The following is a 19,754-nucleotide window of genomic DNA, read 5'->3' as shown; positions in this document are numbered from 1 at the left end:
TTAGGTCGGCATCTGTGTAAATTTAAAAAAATGAACTCTGCAGATATAGCCCACGTATCATCATTGTGGTATATTCCCGCCCTCTTTTAGCCTTAAAGTAAAACTGAAGGTAAAAACATGTTGAATCAATACATGGATCAAATTGAGACTCTCGGTCTAAACTTGTTTTTTGCTTTAATTTTTTTCTTTATCGGCATGGCGATTCACGATGTACTCAAACAAGGTAAAGTGCCTAAGTTTGGTCGATATATCGTTTGGTTAGTATTATTCCTTGGCTGTGCCGGGTTTGTAGCAAAAGGTATTATTCAGATGACCTGGGAAGGCTCAGGCATCGGTTAAACAAAACGATGGCAAAAGAATCAACAGACAGAACAACGATTGACCTGTTTGCTTCTGAAAAACGTCGTGGACGTCCAAGAAGCAATCCCTTAAGTCGGGAACAACAGTTAAAAATCAATAAGCGTAATCAGATCCAACGGGATCGCGCTAATGGATTAAAGCGAATAGAGTTAAAGGTGTCACAAGTTTTGTATGACGCCTTGAACGAACAAGCATTGGCCAGTAACATCAGCCGTAGCCAGTTAATCGAATTAATCCTGCAACAACAAATCGACAACTGAACCATATTTTATAATTCGCAAAGCGAACTAGATATTTAAAGGATAGCAAATGGCAACTGTAGGTCTTTTTTTCGGTAGTGACACTGGTAATACCGAGGCTGTAGCCAAAATGATCCAGAAGAAACTGGGTAAGCAAATGGTTGATGTGAAAGACATCGCCAAGAGCACTAAAGAACAAATCGCTGAATTCGATTTAATTTTATTCGGTATTCCAACTTGGTATTACGGTGAAGCACAATGTGATTGGGATGACTTTTTCCCAGAACTCGAGCAAGTAGACTTTACTGACAAATTAGTCGCAATCTTCGGTTGTGGTGACCAAGAAGATTATGCTGAATACTTCCTTGATGCTATGGGCATGGTTGGTGACATCGTTTCTGCACGTGGTGGCATTATCATTGGTAACTGGCCAACTGAAGGTTATGATTTTGAAGCTTCTAAAGGCTTAGTCGATGATAAGCATTTTATTGGTTTAGGTATCGATGAAGATCGTCAACCTGAATTAACAGAAGAGCGTGTAGACGCTTGGGTTAAACAAATTTACGAAGAAATGTGCTTAGCAGAGTTAGAAGACTAACCACATATCTCATCAGTTATCGGATATCAGTTCGATAGCTTGAATAAAAAAAGCGGCATTAGCCGCTTTTTTTGAATCTAGTTTTTAAATTTAATTGTAGAAGCCGGTTATTTTAATTGCTTATTTAAGTTGCTTATTTAAGTTGCTTATTTAAGTTGCTTATTTAAGTTGCTTATTTAAGTCAATTTTTAAAGTCGATATTAGAATTAATTTTTACAATCCATAACACCTAATTGCTCGAAAGAGCCAATGGCAGCAAGTTTACAAACTACAACTTCAGTACAAAGGAAACGCTATATGACGAGCTTGAGTGATTCATTTACTCAAAACCAAGCAACACACTGGGATATCTTTTGTGCTGTGGTTGATAACTATGGTGATATTGGTGTTACTTGGCGTCTAGCAAAACAGTTAGCAGCTGAATATCAAATTGACATTAACTTGTGGGTCGATGACTTACAAAGCTTCTCACATATTTTACCAGAGCTAGATTGTAAACTCTCAAAGCAGCGTTTTTTTGGTGTGAATATATTACAATGGAACACACCTCTGGATATACCTTACACTCCTGGCTCACTACTAATAGAAGCTTTCGCCTGTGAATTGCCTTCATCAGTAATCAACATAATTGAATCACAACATAAAGCGCATCAGACAATTGAGCCAAATAGTAGTTTAGCAAATAATGTCAGTGAACCACCTGTATGGATAAACCTTGAATACCTTTCGGCTGAAGATTGGGTTGATGGATGCCATGGCCTGCCCTCAATGCAAGCAAGCGGCATTAAAAAATATTTCTACTTCCCAGGATTTAGTCATCACAGTGGTGGATTAATCTGTGAAGAAAATTTATTTAACCAACGTGATAGCTGGCAATCGGATGATAAAAATAAACTAGCCCTGTTTAAGCGGCTTGGTTTAACCGGTATTGATGTAAATGATTACGTTATTAGCGTTTTTAGTTATGAAACTGACGCGCTAACCGCTTTATGCCAGTATTGGATTAATGCAGCTCAGTCTGAAATTAACACCCAAAAGATACATGCCTTAATTCCCATGGGTAAGAGTCTGCATAGTATTATCAGTCTATTAGGTGTGTCGTTCGACACTATAAAAGCAACCCAGCGATTCTCTATGGGTAATTTAACCATACATATATTGCCCATGACAGATCAGACTGAGTTTGATCGTCTTTTATGGAGCTGCGATTTTAATATCGTTCGCGGTGAGGACTCATTTTTAAGGGCGCAATGGGCAGCAAAACCATTTATTTGGCACATATACCCACAAGAAGATGATTATCATCTAGTAAAATTACAGGCTTTTGTTAATATCTACAGCCTGAAACTTGAAAATGATATCGCAAATACTTGGTCTAAAACCAATTTTGCTTTTAATCAGCAAGATACCAATGTCGTTGAACATTGGCAGCAACTCATTTCAGCACAATTGCCACTGCAGCAGCATGCTAAAGATTGGCCGGTTGATGCTAAAAAGGATGCAGATCTCGCTTCACGACTGGTTGAATTTGTGAAAACCAGCTAAGATACTGCGCAATTAAAAATTAATACCTAAAAATAGGAATAAAGTAATGAAAACTGCTCATGAACTCCGTCCTGGTAACGTGATCATGTTAGATGGCAGCCCATGGGTTGTTCAGAAAACTGAAACAACTCGCTCTGGCCGTAACGCTGCAATCGTTAAAATGAAGCTTAAGCATGTTCTACAAGATTCAACCACTGAAACCACCTTCAAAGGTGATGACAAGATGGAAGATATCATCCTAGAACGTTTAGCATGTACTTATTCTTACTACGCTGATCCAATGTACGTATTCATGGATGCTGAGTACAATCAATATGATGTTGAAGCTGATAACTTAGGTGATGCAGCTGCTTATATCGTTGACGGTATGGAAGAAGAGTGTTCAGTAACTTTCTACGAAGGTAAAGCTATCTCTGTTGAGTTACCAGTTACAATCGTACGTGAAGTGACTTACACAGAACCAGCTGCTCGTGGTGATACTTCAGGTAAAGTAATGAAGCCTGCGACTATTACTGGTGGCGGTACTGTGACTGTTGCTGAATTCGTAAAGATTGGCGACATGATTGAAATTGATACTCGTACAAACGAATTCAAAAAGCGCGTTTAATCCACGCTTTTTAGATCAAGATTACGATATGTATAAAAAGCCAGCTCATGCTGGCTTTTTTTATTGTTTTTAATTGGTTAAAGCCAATTTGAGTTCATAAGAGACAATATCTATCCAACAGCCATTTCGAAGATTAATAAACTACCGAGTTGCGAATATACAGAATTAAACATCGCTGCAGGTATTAATAAAACATCACCACAGAATAAAACGCTAATTATTGCAAAAAACCTTATAAAAAAACCTTTAAACTAAAGGTTAAATTCGTTATTGTTCGCAGACTTAAGTCGTAATTAGTAATGTTGAGGCAAGTATGCGCCCTATAATCAAATCCAATAAACTCGATAGCGTATGCTATGACATCCGTGGCCCTGTACATAAAGAAGCTCGTCGTCTTGAAGATGAAGGACATCGAATCTTAAAGCTTAACATTGGTAACCCGGCCCCATTTGGATTTGAAGCCCCAGAAGAAATTGTTCGTGATGTTATTTTAAACTTACCCAGTGCTCAAGGTTACTGCGAATCAAAAGGGTTATTCTCAGCTCGTAAGGCCATTGTGCAACATTATCAAGCTCAAGGTATACACGGTATCGACATTGAAGATGTGTATATCGGCAATGGTGCATCAGAACTTATCTGCATGGCATTACAGGGCTTGCTGAATACTGACGATGAAGTACTTATTCCTTCGCCTGATTATCCATTATGGACAGCGGCTGCAAACCTAGCAGGTGGTAAAGCGGTTCATTATCGCTGTGACGAAGAGTCAGATTGGTTCCCAGACTTAGAAGACATCAAAAGTAAAATCACCTCCCGTACACGCGGTATTGTGATCATTAATCCCAATAACCCCACTGGTGCGGTATACAGTAAAGAGTTGTTATTAGATGTGATCGAACTTTGTCGCCAACATGACATTATTTTATTTGCCGATGAAATTTACGACAAAATTTTATACGATGACGCAGTACACACCCATGCGGCGTCGCTTTCAGACGATATTTTAACGGTTACTTTTAACGGCCTTTCAAAAGCATATCGCGCCGCAGGTTTCCGAGTTGGCTGGATGGTACTAAGCGGAAATTTAAAGTCTGCAGCTAATTACATTGAAGGATTAGATATGTTGGCCTCAATGCGTTTATGCTCTAATGTGCCCAATCAACATGCCATTCAAACTGCATTAGGCGGTTATCAGAGTATTAATGAGTTAATACTGCCAAATGGGCGCTTAACAGCACAACGAGATGTATGTTTTGATGCGCTTAATAGTATTCCTGGAGTCAGTGTTAAAAAACCCAAAGGCGCCTTGTACGCATTCCCTAAGTTAGACATGAAAAAATTTAACTTGCGCGATGATGAACGATTAGTGCTCGACCTATTGAAATCACAAAAGATTTTATTAGTACAAGGAACGGCTTTTAACTGGCCAGAACCAGATCATGTTCGAGTGGTGTTCTTACCACATAAAGAAGACTTATCTAAGGCGCTCACCGACTTTGGGAACTTTTTAGAGGATTATTCCCAGTAAACCACAGATATTAAGTTGGTAGTACAACCCATTAAACCAAAAGCCACTCAGTTCTCTAAGTGGCTTTTTGTTGTCATATGCGCTTAATTTTATTCTTGAGGCGTTATAAACTGCAATCGTTAATCATTACAAAAGCGGACTAAATAGATAAAAGACTTGCTCTATAAAACGTTTATACATAGGACGTTGCTGCCACTCTTCATCGGTTAAAATATCTGAGTCATCCATATAGGCTTGTACAAGTTGCCCTAACCTTGCGGCGAATTTGACATCATCCACAGCTAAGGTTAATTCAAAGTTTAGCCATAAGCTGCGCATGTCCATATTCACAGTACCAATTAAGCAGTGTTCCTCATCTATCAGCACTGACTTGGTATGTAATAAACCACCATTAAATTGGTGAATCTTCACTCCAGCTGCTAATAACTCTGTAAAAAAGGAGCTGCTAGCCCATTTTACCATAGTAGAATCATTTTTACGTGGAATGATGATGTTAACATCCACTCCTCGTAATGAAGCTGTCACTAGCGCATCTAGCAATTGCTCGCTGGGAACAAAGTAAGGAGTCGTAATAATAATTTTATGTTCAGCTTGATACAGACTTTGCAATAATACTTGATGAATAACTTCTTCCGGCATACCAGGTCCTGACGGGATAGCCTGAACTAAAGAGGATGTATCAGTACAATGCGCCTCTGGCGGCATTTCCGGTAAAATTCGCTCATTAGTTTCAACTTCCCAGTCCCAAGCACTTACGGTATTCATTACCGGCACAACTGGGCCAGTAATTCTAACCATAATGTCAATCCACTCACCTACACCATCAGATTGTTTAAAGCATTTGGGATCAACTAAATTCATAGAGCCGGTATAACCAATCGTGTTATCTATAACCACTATTTTACGGTGCAAGCGTAAATCCATTCTTCTAAAAAACATTCTTAGTGGGCTAACTTTCAATGCGGCAACAACATTAATCCCAGCATTTCTCATTTTTGAAGGCCAAGATGATTTGAAAAACAAACGACTACCCGCTGCATCTAGTAGTAGCTTAACTGAAACACCTCTGTTTGATGCATTGATGAGTGCTATAGCGACTTCATCAGCTAGTCCTCCTGGGTGCCAAATATAAAACTCCATATCGATGAGCGATTCGGCATGATTAATATCACTAATAATCGAGTTCAGTATTTGCTCAGGTGTTTTTTGCAGCACTAATTCGTTTGCTGTTAACGAAGGAATATTTAATTGCACATCACATAATTTACTTATCGAACTAGCATAATCACTTTGACGCTCAGGTTGATGTGCGTTGTGCTGATATAAAGCTGAAAACCAATCAGCATAAGGTTTATACATGGCTTTAGAGCGGCTAGAACGCGCTTTACCAAGGTGTAATTCACCAAATAATAAGTAAGCAATAACCCCCACAAAAGGCAGGAAATAAATAATCAATAACCACGAAAAAGAAACCCCAACACTTCTGCGTTTAATCACAATGCGCGTTGCAACGCCGCCCAGAATTAACCAATAAAGGAAAACACCAAGCACGGCAATTATTTGGGTTATTTGATCCATAGGTATTTGATTCGCCCTAAGCTTTATAGTGAATTTGTTATAAAATAATAGTAAAGTTTGATTGTACTGAATATTCGATCAAACGTCATAAATAGCGTAGCTTTATAGGTGCTATCCTATTTAAAGTGCTAATAACCATCACAATAATAAGGTCTTTATTATTAAACGTGTCATATATCCTTTATTGTTCATCATCATAACCGGCACCTTGTTGTCTTATATGTATGTAATTTCGACGTTTAATGGTCAACCGGAGATAATGATGAGTGAACAGCCGCCTTTTTTTGTATCTCAGTGCTCTAGTCAGTCTTCGGAATCTGCCCCGATCGATAGACAAGGTAAACTAAACGTTGCTGTTTGGAATATTTATAAACAGCAAAAAATTGATTGGCAGCCTGTCCTAACAGAATTAACCCAACAAAATGACTTAGTATTACTTCAAGAAGCGAAGCTAAACAGTACCTTTGTTCAATATCTTGATGACCATCAGTTTCATGTATTGATGGCTAAAGGCTTCAAGTTAATGAATGTACCAATGGGGGTCATGAACCTATCGACACAACCGGCTAATGAAGCCTGCGCCTATCAAACAACCGAGCCACTCATTCGTTTTGCTAAATCAACCTTAGTCAGCCGTTACCCGCTCTCATCAGGTGAACAGCTATTAGTCATTAATTTACATGGTGTGAATTTTGATGTGCGATTAAGTAGTTTTGAAGCCCAGTTCAAACAAATTCTGCATAAGGTAACAATGCATCGAGGGCCGGTGATTTTAGCTGGGGATTTCAATACATGGCGTGAAGGTCGGATGAATATTGTCACACAGTTAGCACAAGGTTTACGACTAGAAGAAGCCCATTACAAAGTCGATTTTAGAAAACGCGTATTCGGGCTACCTTTAGATCACCTATATTATCGTGGTTTGCATTTAACGGGTGCTAATTCAGATAAAACCACAGCATCTGATCATAATCCGATACAAACTCAGTTCGAATTACGTTAAGTCTCTACTCGCAACTTAAAATACTTTAAAGCAAATCAGCCGCGATTCATCACAAGTAAAACGATAAAAATCCTGTTCACGGTCTTGCTTGCCAGCAAACACCATCATGGCTTTCTTATCTGTACCTTTCACTAACTCTCTTATTTGAGTTAGCCTTTGTGTAAAATTATTAAGGACTGTTTTACTCCATTCTGTAGTATTGATTTCGACAAAATAGGGGCGTAAATTCTTTTTCTTACCGTCACTTTCTTGCCACCAACCAGCTGACAGTTTCACAATAATCTGATCATCAATAATTTCTGGTTTCTCCCAGGACAAGCTACTAAAAAAGACCTTTTTCTCCGGTTTCTCAGATTGAAAACGAAATTTTTGTTTACCTATCGGGTTTTGTATTTTTTGAAAAACCTGCTGATATTGATGACCACTAATCCCAACAAACGTTAGCTCACGATCGCGATCGAAGGGAAAATTAAAATATTGGTCCACTAAGGTTTGAAAAGAACTGGTCACATAGTTTTGCTTGCTGTTCCCTCGACTGGCATTATCAAATTGTTTTTTAATCACACCATGCTGTGCTTGTATATCACTAGCTGAACTTTTGTCCGTTTTTACTGATTTAGCAGCCGTTAAATTGAAACGATTGGGATAGGCTAATGGAAAGCCTTCATCAGTTGAAATCCTAGCGGTTTTAGCTTGTTCGCGTATTTTAGAGGTTGCTTTGGCATAACAACCAACAAGGTGTTCGCTGTTTTTTCCTGTTTTAAAGTAGGGTTTACGCAGATTAACTGCTTTTTTGTATGAACATGGTATTAAACTAACCCCGCACTCGTCACATACAAACTGATAAGATTTAACGTCGTCGATTAAATACAAATCTTCATTTGTGACAGTCTTTTGTAATTCAACACAACGGGCATCATCCATCTTAGTACTCTATATTTATTCCAATAACTAAGAGTAAAGCTATGCAGATATGAGATCAAATTATAGTGTTAATTTATTGAATAAAAACAAATTGATTATCTGGCAGTTCGACAGCAACTACAGTAATGTTATAACTATATGAGGATTACCATCTTCCGTATTCAGCGAGTCACACTCTCTAGGGGACGCATATGAAATCAAGTACTTTTATGGCATGGATCACCCGTATGCCTTTACTCGAACGCTGGGCTTTAATGCACTGCTTCCAAAAAGAAAACGTGTCAGAGCATTGCCATCAAGTCGCAGTCATCGCACATTTATTGGTTGTCATCAAAAACAAACGGTTTAATGGTAATTTGAACCCGGAAACAGCCGCCACTATTGCCCTTTATCATGAAGTCTCAGAAACCAAGCTCCAAGATATCAATTCAAATACCAAGTATCACAGCCCTGAATTTACTAAAGCCTTTAAAAAGTTAGAAGATTTAGCAGAGAAAGAATGTTTAGCCTCGCTGCCTGAAGATTTAAGAGAAGAGATGGAACCTTTACTGGTCCAGTCTGAAGTTGATCCTGAATACAAAGCCATCGTAAAAGCAGCAGATATATTGCAGGCATACGTTAAAACCATGAATGAGCTTAGGTTTAACAATGACGAATTTCATCATGTCAAAGACAACTTAGATAAAAAACTTAACGAAATACAGCAGCAGCTACCCGAAGTAAAATGCTTTATCGATATCTTTTTAGACAGTTGCACATCAACCTTAGATAAACTAACTGAAAATGATCCACATATTTAAAACCTTGTTACTTTAGCGATAACCCTTCTAACGTAATGAGCTGATGTATTAATTCACTTGATAACAGGAATGACAATGCCAGATACGATTTCATATAAACAACCTGATACCAATGAACCCCATAATCCTTGGCATGATAGACGCTTGGGTGAAGATAAGTTAAGACGCAACGATCATCGCAGCCCTTTTCAACGTGACCGAGCACGAATTTTACATTCAGCTGCATTTAGAAGATTACAAGCAAAAACCCAAGTTCACGGCATCGGCATGAACGACTTTTTCCGAACAAGATTGACTCATTCACTTGAAGTATCGCAAATAGGAACAGGGATCGCTGCGCAACTAAAACGAAAACACCCCCATGTTAACGATTTACTCGATTCAATGAGTTTGATTGAATCCTTGTGTTTAGCCCATGATATTGGCCACCCACCTTTTGGCCACGGTGGAGAAGTCGCGCTCAACTACATGATGCGAAACCATGGAGGCTTTGAAGGAAACGGGCAAACCTTTCGTATCTTGGCAAGGCTTGAGCCCTACACCCAATATTGGGGAATGAACCTATCAAGACGTACGCTGTTAGGGATCCTTAAATACCCTGCTCTATACAGTCAATTACATATAGATCTAGGTACTGAAGAAATTAAAAGCCATCGTCAGCTTAAACCGTCACAATGGCCACCGGTTAAAAGTTTATTCGATGATGATAAAGACATTTATGATTGGGTGTTGGCAGGTTTATCTGTTAAAGACAGAAACCGTTTTGTGAGTTCAAAACCCAGTAAAACCGACACTTACCCGCATAATAGAACTCAATATAAATCATTTGATTGTTCCATCATGGAATTAGCTGATGATATCGCTTACGCAGTACACGATCTAGAAGACGCTATCGTCATGGGAATTGTCTCCCCTGCGCAGTGGCAACAAGACGTCGCAAGTCACTTATCTCAAAGTGAAGACGAATGGCTTAGCAACGAATTTAAAACGATAGCAGACAAGCTATTTTCACCGCATCATCACTTAAGAAAAGATGCCATTGGCACGTTAGTGAATGGTTTTGTAACTGATATCATTGTTGTCGAAGATACTCAATTTGAAGAACCTTTATTGAGATACAATGCCAAACTTCAGCCAGCATTCGCAGATGCGTTAAATACATTAAAACAGTTCGTGTTTAAGTATGTTATCCGTAAACCAGAAATACAAATGCTAGAGTACAAAGGCCAACAAATTGTCATGGAGCTGTTTGAAGCATTTGAATCAGATCCTTTAAGGTTATTGCCACTTAATACCCAGGAGCGTTGGCAACATGCTAAAGATAATAATTTAAATGAAATGCGCGTTATCGCTGATTATATATCCGGTATGACCGATGAATTTGCTGGACGATTACATCAACAACTTTTCGGTCCTAAATCAGCAGGAATTTTTGAAATTAGCCTAGAACGTTGATATTTTTTGAATACACAACTAAACAGCAAAGATATCAAAACTCATTTCACTTTTATGATTAGCCTATTCAACCAAGTTAGAAGTTGAATGGGCAGATCAGACTCTATGCGTGCACACTATCTCTTTCGCACTATTTCTTTCACACTACCTTTTGCACACTTCCTCCGGCTCAATATCTTCTACTCACTATGCCAATTTTTCATTCTTAATGTTTGAGCCTTATTTATAAAGATACTTATACAGATACTTATACTTATACTTTTACTGAAGCTTAAACAAGCAATTTGGCCAATGCTAATAGCTCTTATCTAATAACCCTTATCTAATAACCCTTATCTAACAGCCCTTATCTAATAGCCTTCAAGTAGACTTCAACTTTCAGTTGATTTGACTGTCATTAATCTTTAAACAACAACGTTTAGGTTTACTATGTGATCTAGCCTTTATTTACAAACCAAACAACGTAATAAAATTACCAATAAGCATCATTTTGTGGGTTTGATCACGATAACTACGCCCCTAAAGAGGTAATTTTATAACGAGGATTAAGAATTCTTAACTATAAACAAAATGATTTAAAGATATTTGAGAGTCGTTACCTAAAACTGTTTAGTTAACTATTTTTAAAGGAAGTGATTATGACTGTCACCAACACTGAGCAACTTAACCAGTTAGTGGACCGCGTATCAAAAGCGCAAAAAGAGTTTGCTAATTTCAGCCAAGAACAGGTTGATAAAATCTTTAGAGCTGCCGCCCTCGCTGCAACTGATGCCCGTATTTCATTAGCCAAAATGGCAGCCAATGAAACCAATATGGGTTTGTTAGAAGACAAAGTAATTAAAAACCACTTTGCATCAGAGTATATTTATAACAAATATAAAGATGATAAAACCTGTGGCATCATTGCTGAAGATGTGACGTTCGGCACCATTACAATTGCCGAGCCTGTAGGCATTATTTGCGGCATCGTACCAACTACCAACCCAACATCTACTGCAATCTTTAAAGCATTAATCAGCCTTAAAACACGTAACGGGATCATCTTCTCACCTCACCCTCGTGCAAAAGAGTCGACGACTACTGCAGCAAGAATCGTGCTTGAAGCTGCTATTGAAGCAGGTGCACCCAAAGATATTATCGGTTGGATTGATGAACCATCAGTGGCTTTATCAAATCAATTAATGACCCACGAGCAAATCAATTTAATTCTCGCGACTGGCGGCCCTGGTATGGTGAAAGCGGCTTATTCATCAGGAAAACCAGCCATTGGAGTTGGCGCTGGTAATACCCCTATCGTTATTGATGAAACAGCCGATATTAAGCGCGCAGTTAGCTCAATTTTAATGTCTAAAACCTTTGATTACGGCGTGGTTTGTGCGTCAGAGCAAGCTGTTGTAGTCGTTGATAGTATTTATGAGCAAGTAAAAGAAAGATTCGCCAGCCACGGCGGTTATATCTTGTCCGTTGCCGAAACAAAAGCGATGCAAGATGTAATCCTGAAAAATGGTAATTTAAATGCAGATATTGTCGGTCAAAGTGCATCAACCATTGCAGATATGGCGGGCATAGATGTACCAAGCTGGACCAAAGTACTTATCGGTGAAGTGACTGACATTAGTGATGCCGAAGCTTTTGCCCATGAAAAACTATCGCCTCTTTTAGGTATGTATCGCGCAACTGACTTTAATGATGCAATGGATAAAGCTGAAGCTTTAGTCACCCTAGGTGGTATTGGCCACACATCAGGTTTGTATACAGACCAAGACGGTCAAACCGAGCGTGTTAAAGCCTTTGGCTTTAGAATGAAAACAGCCCGCATTTTAATTAACACACCCGCGTCGCAAGGGGGTATTGGTGATTTATATAACTTTAAGTTAGCACCATCACTGACCTTAGGTTGTGGCTCTTGGGGGGGTAATTCTATCTCTGAAAATGTCGGACCGAGCCATTTAATTAATAAGAAAACCGTCGCTAAAAGGGCTGAGAATATGTTGTGGCATAAACTTCCTTCATCTATTTATTTTCGTCGCGGCAGCTTACCTATTGCACTGGAAGAGTTGGAAACTAAAAAGCGCGCCTTAATCGTTACCGACAAGTTCCTATTTAATAATGGTTACTGTGATGAAACAATTAAAATACTTAAAGCACAGGGTTTAGAAACTGAAGTCTTTTACGAAGTCGAAGCAGATCCAACTTTAGCTATCGTCAAACAAGGCGCTAAAGTCGCACAAAGTTTTCAACCAGATGTGATCATTGCTTTGGGCGGTGGTTCGCCAATGGATGCTGCCAAAATCATTTGGGTGTTATATGAGCATCCAGATGTAGATTTTGCGGATTTAGCACTGCGCTTTATGGACATTCGTAAACGTATTTACAAATTCCCTAAGTTAGGTGTAAAAGCGCAAATGGTCGCGATACCAACTACGTCAGGAACAGGCTCTGAAGTAACTCCATTTGCGGTAGTCACAGATGAAGTTTCTGGTATGAAATACCCTATTGCCGATTATCAACTCACGCCTAACATTGCTATTGTCGATCCAAATTTAGTCATGGATATGCCAAAATCACTCACAGCATTTGGTGGTATCGATGCAGTGACACACGCACTTGAAGCTTATGTCAGTGTGATGGCTAATGAGTTTAGTGACGGGCAAGCTTTGCAGGCACTAGACTTACTGGTTGAATATTTACCAGCAGCATATGAACAAGGTGCAAATGCGCCAGTGGCACGTGAAAAAGTCCATAATGGCGCAACGATTGCCGGTATTGCATTTGCAAATGCATTCCTTGGAATTTGTCACTCTATGGCACATAAACTAGGGGCAGAATTCCACCTAGCCCATGGTTTAGCAAACGCATTATTGATCAGTAATGTTATTAGATTTAACGCCACAGATATGCCAACAAAACAAGCATCATTTAGCCAATACGATCGCCCTAAAGCACTTTGTCGTTATGCGACCATAGCTGAACATTTAAAAATTGAAGGCGTCGACACTGCTGATACTGACAGTGAAAAAGTTGAGTTATTAATTGCTAAAATTGATCAATTAAAGTCTGTAGTGGGCATTCCAGCCTCTATTCAAGAAGCAGGTGTAAATGAGGCTGATTTCTTAGCAAAATTAGATGAATTAGCAGAACATGCTTTTGATGACCAATGTACTGGTGCTAACCCACGTTACCCATTAATCAAAGAGCTAAAACAGATTTTACTCGATAGCTTTTACGGTACAGAGTATCAAGATAAACAGGCATAGTCATAGTCAAAGTACTCAGTCTGAATAGATTCTGTTTTACTATTCAGCTTTCAATAATGAAACGCTAATCAATTGATTGGCGTTTTTCATTTTTGACAGTTAATTTAATTAATCTAATCAATCACTGTTTATTGTTAATCCATTGCTGTTTTCTTGCCCTTCTGATTAACTAGTCAGCTAACACAACAATCATGTGGGTCTGAATGGAACGTCGTTTACTTCTAAAATCTGTATTAACTGGTAGCGCTATATTAACGGTTGCAGGCGCAACCACTTGGATTGCCATGGATACCGAAGAAGGTCCGTTAACTATTGAGTATACGTTGAAGCGCATTGCTGAAATGAAACAGAATTTACTGAATTTACAGACAAACGATTCAAGAATTTTAACGACTGGTAATTGGGAACTTAGCCAAATTTTAAATCATTGTGCTCAAAGTGTTGAATACTCTATCAGCGGATACCCAGAGCATAAATCTGAGTTATTCAAAAACACCCTCGGTAGCTTCGCGTTTTCAGCATTTGCTGCAAAAGGGAAAATGAGTCATAACCTGAGCGAAGCAATACCAGGCGCACCACTACTCACCCCAAAAGATATTGATGTGGCTTTAAATCGTCTGCAACTGTCATTAACTGACTTCCAGCAACACGCAGGTAAGCTGCAACCACACTTCGCTTATGGCGAATTAACGAAATCAGAATATGAATTAGCACATGTGATGCACTTTAATAACCATTTAAAAGAAATTATGGTGGTCTAATTTAAATACACCTAACTTAAATACACCTAACTGAGTCAGCGACTAATTAACTCATTAAAACTGACTTAATGAAAAAAATAATAAATGAATTAAGTGCATTCATTTACCGCGGTAGAAAATTTTAAGCTTCACAACTTTTAACAGCACTGGCAGATACTGCTCTTTGTTGGCACAGCCAAGCACCTGCGCGTTTAGGATCGTTTTTATCCCTATTACACCGCTTAACGCCATCATCTATAAAGCTTGGCGAACTCATGGTTTTAATAAACAGGTTAGACTGACCTTCAGCTTTACTTTTCAAATCCGCTAAAATTAACTTAGTTGAATTTCGTACCGCTTTATCACAATTTAATTGCGATAAACCTGCAGCGCTGCTGTGAGAACCACTGGTCTTCATATTATTAACGACGGCAACATCAATCTCTTCAACCTGTAAATTTTTAGGTTCATGCTGAGAGAAATGCACCACTCCAGCCTCATCAACCCATTTATAAATTTCTGCAGACACTGGGTAGGAGAGCACGATTAATAAGCTAGTGGATATGAGCGAAGGCTTAATATTTAATTTTATCATTTATAAATCGTATAATAATTATGAATAGGAACCATAACCTACTGAAAATAAGTTCAAAAATAAATAGCTCTTTAGGGTGTCAAATTCAATTTCAATTTCACGATAATTATGACCGTATAGGTAAAGGCATACATATCTTATTAACTATTATGAATAGCACTGATTAACTTATGTGGTTCATTTACACCAAGATAAATGGCATCAATACCGTTGACAGGATATGTGAGTAAAATACGGACATTAGGTACACCACTGAAATTGTAACGCTTAATATGTTCACTTCGAGCAATCACATCGTGATTGATATTAATTGAGGTGATGTTAGACAGACTAATCGTAAATTGGTTAAACACCCCATAACGCACATATAATGTTTGTTGGTCAATGCTGATAGGACGACGTGACATCGCGCGATACTCTGCAATGAAAAAAGCCAAACTAAAACAGGTTAAACCAGTAATGATGTTTGCAGCAAAAGGTGACCATATAAAATGAATCAGTAAATGCATTAAGGGGATTTCAAAAGCAATCATTAACATAAAACCAAGTGCGTTCGATTGATTAGCATCCTTAAGGTGATAATAAAAATGTTGCTCCCCTTTATAGCTACTTGGTTTAATAAAACGACTGCAAAAAACAAAACTCCATACTCGCGTTTCAAGCATTAACAAACTGGCTAATATGCCATTTCCTACGAGGTTTATAATTGAATTATCAATAGCTATATCAGGATCTTCACCGCTTTTTACAGCTTGCTTAATAGCAAGTATTACGCACAAAATAGCACTTAACTCTATGATAAAAAATCCCGTGATTAGTACATAGCGTAAATCGGTTAAGTGTTGCCATAAAACTTGATTTTCAACTGGAATAACATAACTACCGAGAGCGACAAACAGCGCAAAGTAACTTAATGACTTGAGCAAGGCTAACTTATTGGATTTTACACACATAAAACAAATTAATGGCATTGTCACCATCATATCAATCAGTAAAAGCCATTCACTTTTTACTCTGCCAAAATCGTTTAGCCACATATCATGGGTATAAAAATACCACCAAGCTATCGACATGCAAACGAAGCAAACAAAAGGAAGCTTTAGTATTAACTTGTGCTTTGTCATGGTGGATATATTCCTTTATAAACACATTATTTAGTATTGTTACCATTAGTCATTAATAGCTGAATTATTTACTCTCGCCTTAGATAAATAAAACAATCCGTGGCTTGTTTAACATCATCAACCAGATAATCTTTAGTATGTTTTTCAACAAGCTCAAAACCTTGCGCTTGGCATAATTTAATCACATCTTCAGATTGAAAATAGTGCATATGCACGCGGTCACCCACTGCTGATTCTTGGGTGACGGAATTCTGATAATCATCTTCCATAAAGCTAATAAACAATAAACTGTTGGCAGCTAATACATTAGCTAAATCAGTAATAAATTGTGTTAACTCGAGTTGGTCTAAATAAGGGATACAAAACGCACATATAGCAATATTAAATGTATCAGCTGAAGATTGAGGGCATAAATCATTCAAGTCACGCATATCTCTAACATGATAATGACATTGCGGATTGTTTTGCTTAGCAAGTTTAATCATCGATGGTGCAAGGTCAAAACCGGCAATATCAATATTAAGTTTTTCGTTATCTGTGGAGCGCCAGTTCAATAAGTATTGGCTAACATTACCAGGGCCGCAACCAACCTCTAGTATGGTTGTTCTATTCAATGTTTGTTCTTCAAAGATTAGTCCACATAACTTATCTAAACTGTCGCGATATAAACCACAGTCCATGTATTTATCTTGATATTTTTGGGCCATTTTATTAAAAGTTGAGACAGTCTCATTGACCTTATCCATATAATTATTCAGTCCATTTAGTCAGCTTACAGAAACAAAAATATTCAATTCACAGTGGGTAAAAGATTAACCAATATTACAATTTTAGGATATAAAAAAACCACCCTAAGGTGGTTTTTACAATCATTGCGTATCTAGAGCTAAACTAGTGCTAGTGCAATAATTAAAGTGCGCTAATCGCGTCTTTACATAACTGAGTAATACGTTCCCAGTCACCCTGCTCCATTGCATCAGTTGGCGCAATCCAGCTTCCACCAATACAATCAACGTTTGGCAGGGCCAAGTAATTTTTGTAACTCGATGGCGTAATACCACCCGTTGGACAAAAACGAATATTAGCTAAAGGCCCCGAGAAAGCTTTAAGCGCATTCACGCCGCCAGACGCTTCTGCAGGGAAGAATTTAAAGTGGGTATAACCCAGCTCCATTCCAACCATAACTTCAGAAATACTCGCAACACCAGGAATTAAAGGCACATTACCTTTTTTCGCAGCTTCAAGTAATCCTTTTGTAGCACCAGGGGTAATGATAAATTGTGATCCTGCATCAATGGCTTGCTGAAGATGAAGTTCATTTAAAATTGTACCTGCACCCACAATCGCTTCTGGTACTTCTTTAGCAATTAATTCAATTGCTTCTAAAGCACACTCTGTGCGTAAAGTAATCTCTAAAACACTTATGCCACCCGCAACCAATGCTTTCGCTAACGGTACAGCATGCTCAATTTTATTGATAACCATTACAGGAACAATCGGACTGCGTTTAAAAATATCTTGCGGCTGTATTGTCCAGTTATTCTCAAGCATTCGTTAATCTTCCTTAAAATTAGTAAATTTCGTCAATGGCACTGGTACTGCGAGCGCCTGTTTCAGGACTGCTTAAACTATTTCGAAGTGCACCAAATAGTTCGCGTCCCATGCCATAACTTGAATGATGTAAATCCACTTTACCGGCAACACGTGCAGCTAAGGTTGCTTCATCCACAAGTAAACTTAATTCGCCAGTTTCGGCATTAACACGGATTAAATCGCCATCTTCTACTTTGGCAATCATTCCACCATCTAACGCTTCTGGCGTTAAATGAATTGCAGCAGGTACTTTACCCGACGCACCAGACATACGTCCGTCGGTGACTAATGCAACTTTAAATCCTTTGTCTTGGAGCGTGCCAAGGTACGGCGTGAGTTTGTGTAATTCAGGCATACCATTAGCTTTAGGTCCTTGTCCTTTAACAACAACGACACAATCTCTGTCTAATTCACCCGCTTGGAAAATGGCATCAAGTTTGTTTTGATCGTCAATAACAACGGCAGGACCTTCAACAATACGGTTACCGTTAGGTACTGCAGAGACTTTAATCACTGCACGGCCTAAATTACCTTTAACCAATTTTAAACCACCATTATTTTGGAATGGTGTAGCAACATTGGTTAAAACTTCTTTGTCTAGACTTTCAACCGGTCCATCTACCCAGGTTAGCTTGCCATCAAGAATACGTGGTTCTTGAGTGTATTTACGTAGTCCGAAACCTGCGACGGTATTAACATCTTCGTGAATAAGGCCTGCATCCAGTAATTCTTTAACTAAAAATGCCATTCCGCCTGCAGCGTGGAAATGGTTAATATCTGCATGACCATTCGGATATACTTTCGCCATTAATGGCACACAATCAGATAAATCAGAAAAGTCATCCCAGTTAACAATGATGCCAGCTGCACGAGCGGCGGCAACAATATGCATTGTTAGGTTAGTTGACCCTCCTGTTGCAAGAATGCCGACAATACCGTTAACCACTGATTTCTCATTAACGACTTCGCCAATTGGTGTGTATTGGGTGCCCATTTCGGTTAAACGACACACTTGCTTGGCAGCCATAGCGGTTAATTCATCACGTAATGGATCGTCTGGATTCACAAAAGATGACCCAGGAAGCTGCAGCCCCATGATTTCAAGCATTAACTGGTTTGAGTTTGCAGTACCATAGAAAGTACATGTCCCCGCACTATGGTAAGAGCTTGATTCAGCTTCAAGCAATGCAGCGCGATCAACTTTACCTTGGGCAAATTGCTGACGTACTCGTGCTTTTTCTTTATTTGGAATACCCGACTTCATTGGCCCTGCTGGGACAAACATCATAGGCAAATGACCAAAGCTCAGTGCGCCAATCAATAAACCAGGTACGATTTTGTCACAAATACCCAGCAGTAATGCACCGTCGAACATATTGTGAGAAAGACCCACTGCAGTTGACATAGCAATGACTTCACGGCTAAGTAAGCTGAGTTCCATGCCAGGCTGACCTTGAGTCACACCATCACACATTGCAGGAACACCTGCTGCAACTTGTGCAACACTACCGACTTCTTGACACGCTTTCTTTAAAAAATCTGGATAAGTCTCATATGGTTGATGTGCAGAAAGCATGTCATTAAACGCAGTAACAATACCAATATTGGCTTTTGTTAATTGACGCAATGATTCTTTATCTGCAGGCTGACAAGCAGCAAAACCATGAGCTAAATTACCGCAGCTTAATGCACTGCGATGAACACCTTTGGCACTGGCATCATTTAATGCCGCTAAATATTTTTTACGAGAATCTTTGCTGCGTTCGATAATTCTATCGGTTACAGCTTGAACTACTGAGTGCATAATG

General features: G+C 38.8%; 18 protein-coding genes. 11 read left to right on the top strand and 7 right to left on the bottom strand.

Going from position 1 to position 19,754, the window contains the following annotated elements:
* Positions 1–117: 117 nt before the first annotated feature.
* From Q4600_RS15165 to Q4600_RS15140, 6 genes are all read left to right on the top strand, one after another.
* A complete protein-coding gene (locus tag Q4600_RS15165; RefSeq protein WP_102527253.1) occupies positions 118–339 on the top strand; it encodes a DUF2788 domain-containing protein in 222 nt (73 codons plus the stop codon).
* A gap of 8 nt (positions 340–347) precedes the next feature.
* The gene (gene ybfE / locus Q4600_RS15160; protein WP_055023987.1) at positions 348–620 is read left to right on the top strand and encodes a LexA regulated protein; all 273 of its coding nucleotides are present in this window, start codon (positions 348–350) and stop codon (positions 618–620) included.
* A gap of 49 nt (positions 621–669) precedes the next feature.
* Positions 670–1,197 (top strand): flavodoxin FldA, encoded by a 528-nt coding sequence (fldA, locus tag Q4600_RS15155; RefSeq protein WP_102527252.1) that lies wholly within the window; start codon positions 670–672, stop codon positions 1,195–1,197.
* A 297-nt stretch (positions 1,198–1,494) separates the two neighbouring features.
* Positions 1,495–2,742: an elongation factor P maturation arginine rhamnosyltransferase EarP gene (gene earP / locus Q4600_RS15150; protein WP_303517177.1), complete on the top strand. Its 1,248-nt coding sequence runs from the start codon at positions 1,495–1,497 to the stop codon at positions 2,740–2,742.
* A gap of 46 nt (positions 2,743–2,788) precedes the next feature.
* Positions 2,789–3,349, top strand: coding sequence for an elongation factor P (efp, locus tag Q4600_RS15145; RefSeq protein WP_102527250.1), 561 nt, complete (start codon positions 2,789–2,791; stop codon positions 3,347–3,349).
* A gap of 313 nt (positions 3,350–3,662) precedes the next feature.
* A complete protein-coding gene (locus Q4600_RS15140; protein ID WP_229368604.1) occupies positions 3,663–4,877 on the top strand; it encodes a pyridoxal phosphate-dependent aminotransferase in 1,215 nt (404 codons plus the stop codon).
* 126 nt (positions 4,878–5,003) lie between these two features.
* Here Q4600_RS15140 and cls read toward each other — a convergent pair whose 3' ends face one another.
* The gene (cls, locus tag Q4600_RS15135) at positions 5,004–6,455 is read right to left on the bottom strand and encodes a cardiolipin synthase (RefSeq protein ID WP_303517178.1); all 1,452 of its coding nucleotides are present in this window, start codon (positions 6,453–6,455) and stop codon (positions 5,004–5,006) included.
* 157 nt (positions 6,456–6,612) lie between these two features.
* Here cls and Q4600_RS15130 point away from each other — a divergent pair, with 157 nt between their 5' ends.
* Positions 6,613–7,458: an endonuclease/exonuclease/phosphatase family protein gene (locus Q4600_RS15130; RefSeq protein ID WP_303524414.1), complete on the top strand. Its 846-nt coding sequence runs from the start codon at positions 6,613–6,615 to the stop codon at positions 7,456–7,458.
* A gap of 15 nt (positions 7,459–7,473) precedes the next feature.
* Here Q4600_RS15130 and Q4600_RS15125 read toward each other — a convergent pair whose 3' ends face one another.
* Positions 7,474–8,382 carry a hypothetical protein gene (locus Q4600_RS15125; protein WP_303517179.1) on the bottom strand — a complete coding sequence of 303 codons (909 nt, stop codon included), beginning with the start codon at positions 8,380–8,382 and terminating at the stop codon, positions 7,474–7,476.
* A 191-nt stretch (positions 8,383–8,573) separates the two neighbouring features.
* Here Q4600_RS15125 and yfbR point away from each other — a divergent pair, with 191 nt between their 5' ends.
* From yfbR to Q4600_RS15105, 4 genes are all read left to right on the top strand, one after another.
* Positions 8,574–9,182: a 5'-deoxynucleotidase gene (yfbR, locus tag Q4600_RS15120; RefSeq protein WP_102527245.1), complete on the top strand. Its 609-nt coding sequence runs from the start codon at positions 8,574–8,576 to the stop codon at positions 9,180–9,182.
* Between the two features lie 75 nt (positions 9,183–9,257).
* Positions 9,258–10,637: an anti-phage deoxyguanosine triphosphatase gene (locus tag Q4600_RS15115; protein WP_102527244.1), complete on the top strand. Its 1,380-nt coding sequence runs from the start codon at positions 9,258–9,260 to the stop codon at positions 10,635–10,637.
* Positions 10,638–11,275: 638 nt separating this feature from the next.
* Complete coding sequence (gene adhE / locus Q4600_RS15110) at positions 11,276–13,894, top strand: bifunctional acetaldehyde-CoA/alcohol dehydrogenase (protein WP_102527243.1); 2,619 nt, start codon at positions 11,276–11,278, stop codon at positions 13,892–13,894.
* 203 nt (positions 13,895–14,097) lie between these two features.
* The gene (locus Q4600_RS15105; RefSeq protein WP_303517180.1) at positions 14,098–14,655 is read left to right on the top strand and encodes a DUF1569 domain-containing protein; all 558 of its coding nucleotides are present in this window, start codon (positions 14,098–14,100) and stop codon (positions 14,653–14,655) included.
* A gap of 121 nt (positions 14,656–14,776) precedes the next feature.
* Here the strand turns inward: Q4600_RS15105 and Q4600_RS15100 are convergent, their stop codons facing one another.
* From Q4600_RS15100 to edd, 5 genes are all read right to left on the bottom strand, one after another.
* Positions 14,777–15,229: a DUF4124 domain-containing protein gene (locus Q4600_RS15100; protein ID WP_303517181.1), complete on the bottom strand. Its 453-nt coding sequence runs from the start codon at positions 15,227–15,229 to the stop codon at positions 14,777–14,779.
* A gap of 140 nt (positions 15,230–15,369) precedes the next feature.
* Entirely contained in the window at positions 15,370–16,353 is a 984-nt protein-coding gene (locus tag Q4600_RS15095) for a hypothetical protein (protein WP_303517182.1), read from the bottom strand.
* A 68-nt stretch (positions 16,354–16,421) separates the two neighbouring features.
* Complete coding sequence (locus tag Q4600_RS15090) at positions 16,422–17,099, bottom strand: class I SAM-dependent methyltransferase (RefSeq protein WP_303517183.1); 678 nt, start codon at positions 17,097–17,099, stop codon at positions 16,422–16,424.
* Between the two features lie 163 nt (positions 17,100–17,262).
* On the bottom strand, positions 17,263–17,904 hold the full coding sequence (locus Q4600_RS15085) for a bifunctional 4-hydroxy-2-oxoglutarate aldolase/2-dehydro-3-deoxy-phosphogluconate aldolase (protein WP_229368592.1): 642 nt from the start codon (positions 17,902–17,904) through the stop codon (positions 17,263–17,265).
* Positions 17,905–17,923: 19 nt separating this feature from the next.
* Positions 17,924–19,750 carry a phosphogluconate dehydratase gene (edd, locus tag Q4600_RS15080; protein ID WP_303517184.1) on the bottom strand — a complete coding sequence of 609 codons (1,827 nt, stop codon included), beginning with the start codon at positions 19,748–19,750 and terminating at the stop codon, positions 17,924–17,926.
* Positions 19,751–19,754: the final 4 nt, after the last annotated feature.

This window comes from Shewanella sp. 2_MG-2023 (assembly GCF_030548905.1).
GTDB lineage: Bacteria > Pseudomonadota > Gammaproteobacteria > Enterobacterales > Shewanellaceae > Shewanella > Shewanella electrodiphila.
The sequence above is the reverse complement of the archived record's forward strand: the minus strand, read 5'-3'. Positions and strand labels throughout refer to the sequence as shown.